Annotated in this window: 8 protein-coding genes; 5 read left to right on the forward strand and 3 right to left on the reverse strand. The window is 70.1% G+C overall.

Features of this window, described 5'->3' with window-relative positions:
* Nucleotides 1–31: 31 nt before the first annotated feature.
* Both E0500_RS10895 and E0500_RS10900 read left to right on the forward strand, forming a co-directional pair.
* Nucleotides 32–2,821: an FG-GAP-like repeat-containing protein gene (locus E0500_RS10895; protein ID WP_131563719.1), complete on the forward strand. Its 2,790-nt coding sequence runs from the start codon at nucleotides 32–34 to the stop codon at nucleotides 2,819–2,821.
* Between the two features lie 214 nt (nucleotides 2,822–3,035).
* Nucleotides 3,036–4,292 carry an amidohydrolase family protein gene (locus tag E0500_RS10900; protein ID WP_131563718.1) on the forward strand — a complete coding sequence of 419 codons (1,257 nt, stop codon included), beginning with the start codon at nucleotides 3,036–3,038 and terminating at the stop codon, nucleotides 4,290–4,292.
* Nucleotides 4,293–4,348: 56 nt separating this feature from the next.
* Here E0500_RS10900 and E0500_RS10905 read toward each other — a convergent pair whose 3' ends face one another.
* Nucleotides 4,349–4,972, reverse strand: a complete 624-nt coding sequence (locus E0500_RS10905) for a UTRA domain-containing protein (RefSeq protein ID WP_131563717.1) — start codon at nucleotides 4,970–4,972, stop codon at nucleotides 4,349–4,351.
* Nucleotides 4,973–5,126: 154 nt separating this feature from the next.
* Here E0500_RS10905 and E0500_RS10910 point away from each other — a divergent pair, with 154 nt between their 5' ends.
* Complete coding sequence (locus E0500_RS10910; protein WP_131563716.1) at nucleotides 5,127–5,924, forward strand: glycosyltransferase; 798 nt, start codon at nucleotides 5,127–5,129, stop codon at nucleotides 5,922–5,924.
* A 166-nt stretch (nucleotides 5,925–6,090) separates the two neighbouring features.
* Here the strand turns inward: E0500_RS10910 and E0500_RS10915 are convergent, their stop codons facing one another.
* Nucleotides 6,091–10,254, reverse strand: coding sequence for an AAA family ATPase (locus tag E0500_RS10915; protein ID WP_131563715.1), 4,164 nt, complete (start codon nucleotides 10,252–10,254; stop codon nucleotides 6,091–6,093).
* Nucleotides 10,255–10,919: 665 nt separating this feature from the next.
* Complete coding sequence (locus tag E0500_RS10920; protein ID WP_131563714.1) at nucleotides 10,920–11,186, reverse strand: GlsB/YeaQ/YmgE family stress response membrane protein; 267 nt, start codon at nucleotides 11,184–11,186, stop codon at nucleotides 10,920–10,922.
* A gap of 242 nt (nucleotides 11,187–11,428) precedes the next feature.
* Here E0500_RS10920 and E0500_RS44920 point away from each other — a divergent pair, with 242 nt between their 5' ends.
* Together E0500_RS44920 and E0500_RS10930 are read left to right on the forward strand one after the other, a co-directional pair.
* Nucleotides 11,429–12,538: a TerD family protein gene (locus tag E0500_RS44920; RefSeq protein ID WP_131563713.1), complete on the forward strand. Its 1,110-nt coding sequence runs from the start codon at nucleotides 11,429–11,431 to the stop codon at nucleotides 12,536–12,538.
* A gap of 132 nt (nucleotides 12,539–12,670) precedes the next feature.
* Nucleotides 12,671–13,033, forward strand: a complete 363-nt coding sequence (locus E0500_RS10930; RefSeq protein WP_131563712.1) for a metalloregulator ArsR/SmtB family transcription factor — start codon at nucleotides 12,671–12,673, stop codon at nucleotides 13,031–13,033.
* Nucleotides 13,034–13,041: the final 8 nt, after the last annotated feature.

The raw sequence follows: 13,041 nt of genomic DNA on the forward strand, positions 1-13,041 counted from the left end.
TGTGATGTTTGCGGGGGCGTATGCGCTGGGTATGGCGGGTCACCCATGTGACGGGTGTGCCCCAAGTGGCTTCTCCATAGGGGGACTTTTGAGTCGCCGTACGTCGCATGCCTACCAACCGCTGAGCCTGAAACGAAGAGCCTGGCTGACGCTGGGTGCCGTGGTCCTGGGGGGCGCGGGCGCGGTCACCTACGCCATCGCCGGCCCCTCGGACGAACCGGGCGCGCAGGGCAGGGCCAAGCGGCCGGTGAAGGTCCACGAGGTCGCCCTCAAGGGCACGGGCGGCAAGCGCGAACTGGCGCGCACCGACACCGAGGCGTTCTCCATGCTCGGCGTCTCGTGGACCGGCGCATCGAAGCGGGTCGACGGAACCGCACAGGTACGCGTCCGCAGCGCCGAGACCGGTGACTGGAGCGACTGGCAGAACCTGGAGGTCGACACGGACCCGCCGGAGGACGTCGAGCCCGGCATGCGCGGGGCCTCGGAGCCGCTGTGGGTGGGGCCGTCCGACGGTGTCGAGGTGCAGGTCGTCCGGAAGAACGGCAACACCAGCGCCGCACTCCCCAAGGGCCTCAGGGTCGACCTCGTCGACCCGGGCGTGGTGACGACCGCCGAGACCAAGTCGGTGGGCACCGAGATCGAACCGGCCGCGTTCGTGGCCGAGGACACCCCGTCGCCGACGGACCCGCCCACCCCGACGTCCACCGACACGCCCACGGAGACGGCCACCGCGCCCGACCCCACGGCGAGCGAGACGGGCAGCACCGCTCCCGAGCCCACGGACCCCGTGTCGCCCAGCGACTCGGCCCCGGCGTCGCCCTCGGCGTCCGCGTCCCCCTCGCCGAGCGCCACCAAGCCGGTCGCTCCGCCGTCCACGGTCACCAAGCCCCCGGTCATCAGCCGGGCCGCCTGGGGCGCGGACGAGTCGAAGGTCGACGACCCGGCCGAGTACATCGACAAGATCAGCTCGGTCTTCGTGCACCACACGGTCGGCTCGAACAGCTACAGCTGTGCCCAGTCCGCCGCGCTGGTGCGAGGCATCATGGCGTACCACATCGACGCCAACGGCTGGAACGACCTCGGCTACAACTTCCTGGTCGACAAGTGCGGCCAGATCTTCGAGGGCCGCGCGGGCGGCGTCGACCTGCCGGTGCTCGGCGCGCACACGTACGGCTTCAACAGCTACTCCACCGGTATCGCCGTCCTCGGTGACTTCGAGGGCGACGCGGCCAAGGGCATCCCGGCGGGCAAGCCCAGCCGGGCCGCCCAGGAGTCGGTGGCCCGCCTCGCGGCCTGGAAGCTGGGCCAGTACGGCGGCAACCCGCAGGGCAAGGTCACGCTGACCGCCAAGGGCGACACCGGGGTGTGGAAGAACGGCCAGGCGGCCACCCTCAACACCATCTCCGGCCACCGCGACGCGTACGCCACCGAGTGCCCCGGCGCGAACCTGTACTCCAAGCTCGGTGAGATCCGCCGCTTCGCGGCGAGCCCCGGCGCCAGTTCGGCCGTCCCGACCGCCGACTTCAACCGTGACGGCATCACCGACCTGGTCGCCGGTGTGCCGAGGGCGTCCGGCAACGTCGGCAACGTCGTGATCATCCCGGGCGGCACGGACGGACCGGTCGCCGGCGCCAAGATGAAGCTCACCCAGTCCAGCCCGGGCGTGCCCGGCGACTCCAAGACCGGTGACGAGTTCGGTGCCGCCACCGCCTGGGGCGACATCAACGGCGACGGGTACGCCGACCTCGCCATCGGCGTACCCGGCAAGGACGACACGTCCGGGAACGCCGACCGCGGCGCGGTCACGATCCTGTACGGCCCCGGCCTGAACAGCGGCACCTCGTACACCACGACCGGTGTGACCAGCAAGGGCGCCCGGCTCGGCACGGCCGTCACCGTCGGCGACTTCAACGCCGACGGCAAGGCCGACGTCTTCTCGGCCGGCACCGGCAACGGCGGCTCCTGGAACGTCCGCCTGACCGGCGGCGCCACCCAGTCCGGCAAGCTGACCACGGCCACCGGGTCCGTCGCGTACACCGACGCCGCGACCGGCGACTTCAACCGCGACGGCTACGCGGACGTGGCCCTCAACTACCGTGACCAGTCCGGAGTCGGCCGGGTCACCTGGTTCAAGGGCACCGCCACCGGCCTCGTCAAGGTCAGCGTCCTGTCCGTCAAGGGCGGCCGCTCCATCGCCGCGGGCGACGTCAACGGCAACGGCTACGACGACCTCGTGATCGGCCAGGCGTACACGTCGGAGTCCGGCGCGTACCGGGGCGGCCAGGTCACCGTGGTGCCCGGCACCTCGACGGGCTTCACCACGACCGGCATGAAGACCGTCCACCAGGACACCACCGGAGTACCGGGCACGGCCCAGGACGGCGACGCGCTCGGCTGGTCGGTCTCGGCGGGCGACTACGACGGCGACGGCTACGCGGACGTCCTCGCGGGCGCCCCCAACAAGGACATCACCCGCAGCGGCGCGAACCAGGCGAACGCCGGGACGACCCTGCTGCTGAAGGGCACCTCCTCCGGCCTGACCGGCACCGGTGCACTGGCGTTCCACCAGGACACCACCGGTATCACCGGCTGGACGGAGCCGAACGACAAGTTCGGGTCCTCCGTCGTCCTGCAGGACCTGTCCGGCTGGGGCCGCGCCGATCTCGCCATCGGAGTGGAGGGCGAGAACGACTACGACGGCACCATCCTCCAGCTCGACAGCGGCAGCAAGGGCGTCAACACGAGCGGTGGCGTCTACTACGGCCGCGACACCCTGGGCACGCCCGCGGGCGCCCGCCTGGGCCAGGCCCTGACGCCGTAAGAAGACAGAGAGACAGAGACAGGGAGACGGGGAGGCCCGGCCTCCCGTGACAGCGACCGGCCAGGGCGTTCACGCCCTGGCCGGTCGCCGTGTTCCCGGACCCCTGTCCCGGAGCCCCTTCCGGGCCACCCCTTGCGGCCGGAGGGGCTGGCGCCTAACTTGAAACTGACGGATCGTCAGATGACTCTCGGTGCGGCACAGGGAGGGGTACGGGATGGTCGGCAAGGAGGTCCGCAGGGAGGTCGGCAAGGGGGTCGGCGAGGACGGCGGTACCGGGGAACTGCCCAGGGTGATCAGCGTGGACGACCACGTGATCGAGCCCGCGCACCTCTTCGAGACATGGCTGCCGGCCAAGTACCGGGACAGGGGGCCGAAGCCCCTCACCGCCGGGATCGGCGAACTCCAGTACATCGGCGGGAAGTACCGGATCACCACCGACCCCGACGGCCCGATCACCGACTGGTGGGAGTACGAGGGCACCCTCTTCCCGTACAAGCGCATCATCGCGGCCGTCGGTTTCTCCCGGGACGAGATGACCCTCGACGGGATCACCCGCGAGCAGATGCGGCGCGGCTGCTGGGACCCGAAGGCCCGGCTGGAGGACATGGACATCAACCATGTCGAGGCCTCGCTGTGCTTCCCGACGTTCCCGCGGTTCTGCGGGCAGACCTTCGCGGAGGCCAAGGACAAGGAGGTCGGCCTCGCGTGCGTCCGCGCCTACAACGACTGGATGGTCGAGGAGTGGTGCGGTGACAGCGGCGGGCGGCTGATCCCGCTGTGCCTCATCCCCCTGTGGGACGTCGAGCTGGCCGTCGAGGAGATCCGGCGCAACGCGGCCCGCGGCGTACGGGCGGTGACGTTCAGTGAGATTCCCACGTACCTCGGGCTGCCGTCTATCCACTCCGGCTACTGGGACCCGTTCTTCGCGGCGTGCGAGGAGACCGGGACGGTCGTCAACATGCACATCGGCAGCAGCTCACAGATGCCGGCTGCCTCCCCCGACGCACCGCCCGCCGTGCAGGCCTCGCTGAGCTTCAACAATGCGATGGCCTCGATGATGGACTTCCTCTTCTCCGGTGTCCTCGTGAAGTTCCCGCGCCTCAAACTGGCGTACAGCGAGGGGCAGATGGGCTGGATTCCGTATGCCCTGGAGCGCGCCGACGACGTCTGGGAGGAGCACCGTGCCTGGGGCGGGGTCAGGGACCTGATCCCGGAGCCGCCGTCGACGTACTACTACCGGCAGATCTTCTGCTGCTTCTTCCGCGACAAGCACGGCATCGAGGCGATCGAGACCGTGGGCGTGGACAACGCGACCTTCGAGACGGACTACCCCCACGTCGACTCGACATGGCCGGAGACGAAGAAGGTGGCGGCTGAGCACGTGGCCGGACTCCCCGACGACGTGACGTACAAGCTGCTGCGGGGGAATGCCATCCGGATGCTGGATCTGGCCTTTGACCAGGGAAAATAGTCTGACCAGGGAAATAGTCCGACCAGGGGGAAATGGGCGCAGGGGAAATAGTCCACTCACCACCTTTCCAGGGACGTGGTGAAGACCAGTTCCGTGCGGTCGCCGGGCAGGGTGATGTCGGTGATGTCCACCGCGCGGTCCTGGGTGTCGTACGACGTCTTGCGGAGCACGAGCACCGACGTCCCCGGCGGTAACTCCAGTACCCGCGCCTCCTCCGGTGTCGGCGGGCGGGCCGTGACGCGCTCCTCGATGCGGTCCACCTCGATGCCGACCGTGAAGAGCTGGCTCTGGGTGCCGCCGGGCCACGGCTCCTTGCCGTCGTCCAGGAGATCGGGGTTCCCCGCGAGCATGTCGCGGACGAGATAGGAGGTCACGAGGCCGAAGGGGGCGCTCTCGGTGGCGCATCGTGTCCGGTAGGTGCGCTCGACGAGTGCCGTGCCCTCCGGGACGCCGAACAACTCCGCCAGTTCCCGGGGCGCCCCGGTCTCGCGGTACTTCGCGGAGAAGACGAGGTCGCCGGTGCCGAGGCCGGTATCGCGTTCCGTGGCTCCGCTCCCGGCCCGCTCGGGCTTCGGCCTGCGCGCCCGGTTCTTCTCCCACTGGTGGCGGCTGTTGTCGCGGACCGCCGGTGTGCGGGGGCGACGGAAGCCGTCCCCGATCACTTCGTACGGCTTCGGCACGGGTGCTCACCGATCCCTCATGGAGCCTGTCCTGCGCCTACCAGCATCAGCGTACGACTCCCGCGGACGTCCTGCCGTCCGAGCGTGAGCCCGTAGGAATCGAGTGCGGGCCCGTAGGAATACTGACGGGGACGGTGACCCCGGAAAGGCCCTCATGAACAAGATCATCTCGATCGTCACGCCGGTCCATGGACAGGGAGCGAGGTTCCTCTCGGAGGCGTACACATCTCTGCGCTCCCAGAACCTTCCTGACGGGTGGTCATGGGAGTGGTGTGTGCAGGAGGACGGAAGTGACGTCCATGCCTCCGCGTATCTCCCGGAGAACGATCCGCGCATCCGGATCTCGGCGTCTCGGCAAGGCGGCCCCCACGTGGCGCGGACCTTGGCGTTCGCCCGGTCAACTGGTGTGTACGTGAAGAACCTGGACGCCGACGACCAACTCGCCGCCGGAGCTCTCGGGCGCGACATCGCCGTGCTGGAGGAGCACCCTGCGGTGGGCTGGACCACGTCCCGGGCGGTCGACCTCCTTGAGGACGGCAGCACCGTCTCCTTCGACGGCGATCCGGAGCCCGGCCGGCTCCCGCGAGGCACCGCGTACGGATTCTGGGCCGAGCACCGCCGGCCCCGGACCCATCCCGCCACGCTGTGTGTTCGGCGCCCTCTCCTGGCGCTGCTGGGCGGCTGGATGGCCCTGCCGGCCTCCGGTGACACGGGCCTGCTGCTCGGACTCGACGCTCTGGCGGACGGATGGTTCATCGGCGACACCGGCCTCGTGTACCGCAAGCATCCGGGGCAGATCACCACGCACCCGAATCACCGGGCCGGGGCGGAATGGGAGGCCCGGATGTCCTTGATCCAGGAGCACGCCAATGCCCTTCGCGCATGGTCCGGCCTCGCGACCGGTTCTACAACTGCCCAGCCAGACACGGCAGTTGGGAGGTGCCGGACATGAAAGGGCCCGATCGCTGGCGACGGGGGATGCACCAGCGATCGGGCTATGAACAAGCGTAACAAGGCTGCTGGTCCGACGGGAGCCCACCGCCCGACTGTACCGAGGACTTGTGATCGGGATCACTTGACGTCGTTCGCCGTGGTGGCAACAGAAAGCTCACGCTCCGTTACTGGTCGCATGGGGGCTCGTACGACAACCGGGGTAGGTACTCGTGCCATTTCTCCGGTGTCAGAACGCCCCGTGTGGTCGCGCAAATACGGCGAATGGCGTCGTCGGCGTCCAGATTCCACAGTCGGACGGTATCGGTTCCGCTGGATATGCCGAGCATGTGGCTTTTGGGATTGAATGAAAGGAAATTACCTGTCCTGGCGTTCGGGCTCATCGACCGGCCTATGGGAGCGGCCTCGGCGGGGTCGGTGACGTCCCACAGCCGGACCGTGTTGTCGTTGCCGCCGCTCGCCAGTGTGTGCCCGTCCGGGCTGTACGTCAGCGACACCACCGCTTCGGTGTGGCCGGTGAGGGGGGAGCCCAGCCGGGTCGCCTCGGCGGGGTCCGTGACGTTCCAGAGCCGGACCGTGTCGTCGTCGCCGCCACTGGCCAGCGTACGGCCGTCCGGACTGTAGGCGAGCGCGTTGACGGGTCCGGCGTGCCATCTGAGCGGTGAGTCGATCGGCGTCGTGCGTGACGGGTCGGTCACGTTCCACAGCCGGATGGTGCCGTCCGCGCTGCCGCTGGCGAGCGTGTGGCCGTCCGGACTGAAGGCCAGGGAGTTGATGTAGCCCTTGTGGCCGGTGAGCGGTGCGCCGTACGGCACGACGCGGGACGGGTCGCCGACGTCCCACAACTGGAAGGTGCGGTCGGAGTAGGCGGTGGCCAGCGTGCGCCCGTCCGGGCTGAACGCCAGCGAGTCGGGGCCCATGAACCGTGTCCGCAGTGCGATGGGCGGCCCGTGGGCGACCGGCTGGGCCGGGTCGGTGACGTTCCACAGGTACACCGTCCGGTCTCCCGTGAGCACCGCGAGGGTGCGGCCGTCGGGGGAGAACACCATCTCCTGGCCGCCTTCCGCACGCATGAACGGTCTGCTCAGCGGCACGGGCCTGCCGGGAGCCCTCACGTCCCACAGCCGGACGCCGCCGTCGCGTGCGGCCGTGGCGAGCACCCGCCCGTCCGGGCGGAACTCCCCGCTGCGGCCGATCATGTCCGACCCAGGTATCGACCACAGCCGGACCTTGCTGTCGCCGCTTCCCGTGGCGAGGGTCCGGCCGTCGGGGCTGAAGCCCAGGGCGTACATCTCGCCGCTGCTGCCCGCGAGAGGCTCGCCGACCCGCGACGGGTACTCCGGATCGCTCACGTTCCACAGGCTCGCCGTGCTGTCCGCGCTGGCGGCGGCGAGCTGCTCCCCGTTCGGACTGAAGGCCACGGACCAGATGGGACCGGTGTGGCCGGTGAGGGGCGAGCCGATCGGTGTGGCGCGTGCCGGGTCGGTCACGTCCCACAGCCGGACGGTGTCGTCCGCGCTGCCGCTGGCGAGGGTGCGTCCGTCGGGGCGGAAGGCCACGGAGTGGACCAGGTCCGTGTGGCCTGTGAGGGGCGAGCCGATGGGTGTGGTGTGTGCGGGGTCGGTCACGTCCCACAGCCGGACGGTGTCGTCGTCGCCTCCCGTCGCCAGCATGCGTCCGTCCGGGCTGAACGCGACGGAGCGTACGGCGGCGGTGTGGCCGGTCAGCGTGTCGAGCGGCTTCGGCCTGCCGGGGTCGGCCACGTTCCACAGGCGTACGGTGCGGTCCTCGCCGACGGAGGCCAGGGTGCGTCCGTCCGGGCTGAAGGCGATCAGGTAGATCGTGCCCTTGTGGCCGGTCAGGGGCTCACCGAGCCGGGTCGGGCGGCGGGGGTTCCGTACGTTCCACAACCGGATCGTGCCGTCGTCGCCCGCGCTGGCGAGGGTGTGGCCGTCCGGGCTGAAGACCGCGCTGCTCACCCAACTCGTGTGGTCGGTGAGGGGCTTGCCGAGCTTCCTGGGACGGCCCCGGTCGCTCACGTCCCACAGGCGGACGGTCCGGTCGTAGCTGGCGGTGGCGAGGGTCCTGCCGTTCGGGCTGAACGAGGTGAGATAGACGGCGCCGTTGTGGCCGAGCAGGGGCGTGGCCAGCGGCGCGTTCACGATCGAGATCAGCCGGTTGCCGGCGTCCGCGTCGTCCGGGCGCAGACGGTGGGCCACCAGGGAGAGCTGGGCGGACAGCGACGGGTCCTTGGACTGGGCGCGGTCGGCCTCGGCCATCACCTGCTCGAACACCGCTTCGTTGCGCTGCTGCCACGCGACGACCGCCGCGCCGACGGCCAGGACCGCCAGGGCGACCAGGGCCGACACCGCGCTCCGGCCGATCCACACCGTGCGCCTGCGCAGCCTCACCGACGCGGCCAGGAACTCCACCGCGCTGCGGGTCAGGAACGTGTCTCCCGCATCCCTGGCGGAGGTCGCCCAGGTGTGGGCCTGCTCCAGCCGCGAACCCCGGTAGAGCAGCGACGAGTCGCGGTTCGAGCCCTCCCAGGCCCTGCCGTCCTCCTCCAGCCGCTGCCGCAGCAGGTTGCCGTTGCGGTCCTCGTCGATCCAGTCGCGCAGCCGCGGCCAGGCGTGGAGCAGCGCTTCGTGGGTGATCTCCACGGTCTCCGCGTCGAGCGTCACCAGCCGGGCGCGCACCAGCGCTTCGAGCGACTCCTCCGTCTTGCCCGGGTTCGCCGACTCCTGAGCCAACTGGCGCCGGGTGCCCCGCCTGCGGGTGGCCGGGGTGTCCTCGCCCAGCCGAACCAGCCTGAGCAGGAGCAGCCTCGTGGCCGTACGCGCCGCCGGGTCGAGCCCGGACCAGGCCCGCTCGGCGGTCGCCGCCACGGCTCCCTGGATGCCGCCCGCCGCGCGGTAGCCGGTCAGCGTCAGCCGTCCCGCCTTCCGCCGCTGCCAGGTGGCGAGCAGAGCGTGGGAGAGCAGCGGCAGCACCCCCGCGTCGTGCTCCCCCACAGCCCGAAAGGCGCGGGAGGTGCCCCCACCGCGCGGACCGTCGGCGCTCACCTCCCGGACGATCAGCTCCGCAAGGCCCGGTTCGAGCTCCAGCCCCACGGCCTTGGCCGGCCCGGTCACCGCCTCGCGCAACTCCGCGGTGGTGAGCGGCCCGAGCACCATGTGCCGGTGCTGCAACGCGTCGGCCAGTTCGGGGTATCCGAGGCACTGCTCGTAGAAGTCGGCTCGTATGCCGAGGACTACGAGGACGGGGGGCGTGGATTCCGGTTCGTCTGGTGTGCTTGGTTCATTCGATTCGGCTGGTGTGCAGGCGGCGTGGAGGATCTGGACGAAGGTGCGCCGGGTCGCCTCGTCGGAGCAGAGGGTGAACGCCTCCTCGAACTGGTCCACGATGACGACCGGGCGCGCGGCGGAGCGGGCGTCCCGGTGCGCCCATGCGGTGACGGCTTTCCGGACGGCGCGGGCGAACTGGGGCGTACCGGGCTGCAGTGCCGTGGACGGCTCCGACGCAGAGGCCAGGGGGGCGAGTTCAGGGATCCGGCGGGTCAGCTCCCCAAGAGGGTCGGCTCCCGGCACGAGTTGGAGAACGTGCCGTGCCCTGCCGTCGTCTTCGGCGTCCTCGTCCAGCGCGCCGCTCTGCAATGCGGGAACCAAACCGGCGTTCAGCAGGGACGACTTCCCCGCCCCCGAGGCGCCGACGAGCATGATCAGGCCGCCGGGCTCCTCCGCCGCGCGAAGCTGGGCCACGAGGGCGTCCGTGCTCCGCTCCCGGCCGAAGAACCAACGGGCGTCCTGCTGACGGTACGAAGCCAGCCCCCGGTACGGGCACACCACCCCCGGAACGACCGGAGTTGGACGCGATGCCGGTTCCTTCCCGCTCTCCCCTTTATCTCCCTTGCTTCCCTTGCCTCCCCTCTCGCCCTTTCTTCCCTCTTCGCTCTCCCCCTCCTCCGTGGAGGTCGCGGAGGGGTCCCCCACCGGGTCGGCGAGCGCGCGCTCCCACAGGCGCTGCCACTGGGTCAGGTCGTACAGGCCAGGGGAGACGGGTGCGGGCTGCTGGCGCCGTGCCTGGGGGATCAGGATGTGCAGTACCGCCGCGAGGGCGGTGAAGTGGGCGGGCACGTTCTTGGCCCGTCGCCAGTCGCTGATCCGCTGAGCGGACACCCGTACGGGGCGCCCTCGTTCGTCGACCCGCTGAAGCCGGACGACCGCCTCGGCCACGCTCTTGAGCGGAGGGTTACCGGCCTCCTTGTAGAGCAGTGCGAGACGTTCCGCGAAGGCCGTGCGCGCCCCCGAGTCGGAACTCAAGGTCTCCACTCCTCACTTCTCCTCATTGCCCCGCGCCTGGGCATCCGGACCGGAAAACTCACTTTATACGGCTGACCTGCGGCTAAGTCATGGCACCGATACCGGAACCTCCTCCGGGGGAGCCACAGCTGGAAGGATCACGACGCAGGAACGAACCAATCGCGCGGCGCCCGGACAGGCCATCAGCTCACGCTCGGAGACACAACATGACGCCGCTTGTTCTCGGCCATCTTCTGTCGGAGTCACGGGACGACGGCGTCGGTCTCGCCGTGTGAGCCAGGGAGATCCGTGGAGTCGGTCCCCTGCGGACCGCGATCGCGTCGACCACGGATCCGCCTGTTCTCGATCCGCACCAGTCGGCGCGACGCGGATCGAGGCCCATACAGTTCGGCACCGGTCCCCACGAGGGGAGGGACCGGCGCCGAACGACGCGGTGACGGGGAAGGGCGCGGCGGCCGCACTGGCCGGTGCGCCGGTCAGTGCGGCCGCCTGTTCGTGGAGCGAGGGCGTGCAGCTGGTGCGTGCCAGTGGCCGCCGGTGAGTGCCTGCCCGGCTCTCGGTTTCTTCTACTTCTTCTACGGTGAGCACGCCGCCGGATATTCCAGGACTTGTCGCCCTCGGTCGCCGCTCACCTGTGGCCGATATGGGTCGGTGCCGGTGTGCCGGTGTGCCGGTCAGTCGCGGGAGTCGCCGAACAGCAGGCGGTAGCCGATGAGCAGCACCAGGGAACCGCCGATCGCCGCGCCCCAGGTGTAGAGGTCGAAGAACTCGTTCTCCACCGGGCGGTCGAGGAAGCGGGCGGAGAGCCAGCCGCCGATGAAGGCGCCCGCGATGCCGATGAGGGTGGTGCCGATCAGTCCACCCGGGTCGCGGCCGGGCAGCAGGATCTTGGCGATGGCTCCGGCGAGCAGGCCGAGGATGATCCAGCTGATGATGCCCACGTCGTGGTCCTCCAGTCAGGTCGGGCCGGGCGGGGTTCGCCGGAAACCGACACTATGAGTTGCCTGATTGCGCAAGTCTATGAATAGCTTTGGAGTTGTGGCGAGGGCTGCCGGCTGCTGACGACGAGCCGTTGAGGTTCTGTCACATGCTTATGACATTGCGCAAGCCGGGAACTGGAAGGGGCTGAGGTCGCGTTGAGCACGACGATCGCGGGAAGCGTGAGCGGTTGCGGAGGACCTGCATGAGCGTGTCCCTGACCAAGGGCGGCAACGTGTCGCTGAGCAAGCAGGCCCCGGGCCTGACTGCCGTGACGGTCGGGCTGGGCTGGCAGGCGAACACCGGCTACGACCTGGATGCCAGCGCGCTGCTCTGCGACCAGTCGGGGAAGGTGCTGTCCGACGAGCACTTCGTCTTCTTCAACAACCTGACCAGCCCGGACGGGTCGGTCCGCCACTCCGGCGGCGGAAGCCCCGTCGGCGGCGACGACCAACAGATCCACGTCGACCTCGCCCGGGTCCCGGGCAACGTGGTGAAGATCGTCTTCCCCGTGTCCCTCTACGAGGGCGCGTCCCGTGGCCAGAGCTTCGGACAGGTGCACCGCGCCCACATCCGCGTCCTCGACCGTGAGGGCAACGCCGAACTGGCCCGCTTCGACCTCGCGTCCGGCGGCCTGTCGAGCGAGACGGCGCTGGTCTTCGGCGAGCTGTACCGGCACGGCGCGGAGTGGAAGTTCCGCGCTGTCGGCCAGGGCTACGCCTCCGGGCTCGCGGGCATCGCCGCCGACTACGGCGTGGACGTCCTGCGTGAGACGGCGCCGAGCCCGGCGCCCGCCGCCTCGCCGAAGGTGAGCACCGCCTCGTACATGCCGCCCGCGCCGTCACCCACGCCCGCACCCGCGACCGCACCCGTCGTGCCGACACCGACGATCGTCTCCTCGCCCGCCCCCACGTTTGCCGCATCACCCCAACCCACAGGGAGTTCCCCCGTGACCTGCTTCTTCGACCCCAGCCACGGCCCCGGCATGACGACGGTGATGTGGTCCCCGCAGTGGGGCGTGCCCCGGCCGACCCAGACGTGCGCCGGTTGCGCGCAGCGGGTGCAGACCACCGCGCCGCCGTACTACACGCCGCCCCAGCAGGGGTATCCGCAGGGGTATCCGCAGCAGGGGTACGGACAGCCGTACGGAGACCACCAGCACGACCACCAGCAGCAGGACGGCGGGCGCCGCTTCGGCACTGGCGCGCTCATCGGCGCCGGTGCGGCCGGTCTGGTCGGTGGCGCGCTGCTGAACGAGGCGTTCAGCGACGACGAGCCGGAAGTGGTGGTCAACAACTACTACGAGGAGGAGTAGAGGAGTAGTAGACGAGGCACCCCGAACCCCCGGGCCGACTGCGGGCAGAGGCGCCGGAACCGCCACCTACACTGGGACAGCGCGCGTGCGTTGACAGTGATCAGGGTGATCAGGACGGGACGGGAGAGGACTGTGGCGGCAGACGCTGGTGGCTTCGACGATCCGTCCGCCGAGGTTCTGGCGGAGGCGGCCGCGTCGTTCGGTCTGCTCGCCTCGTCGGCACGGCTGCACCTGATGTGGGCGCTGTCCCAGGGGGAGAGCGATGTCACGCACCTCGCCGACCGGGTGGGCGGTGCGCTGCCCGCGGTCAGCCAGCACCTGGCGAAGCTGAAGCTCGCTGGGCTGGTGCGCTCACGCCGTGAGGGCCGACGGCAGGTCTACTACGTCGACGATCCCGACATCGTGACCGTGGTGCGGGTGATGGTCGGGCAGCTGACCGCGCGCTCGCAGCATGCCTCCTCGTCGGTACGCCGACTGTACGAGACCGGTGGCTGAGACCACCG

It is taken from the genome of Streptomyces sp. KM273126 (assembly GCF_004337435.2).
Lineage (GTDB): Bacteria > Actinomycetota > Actinomycetes > Streptomycetales > Streptomycetaceae > Streptomyces > Streptomyces acidicola.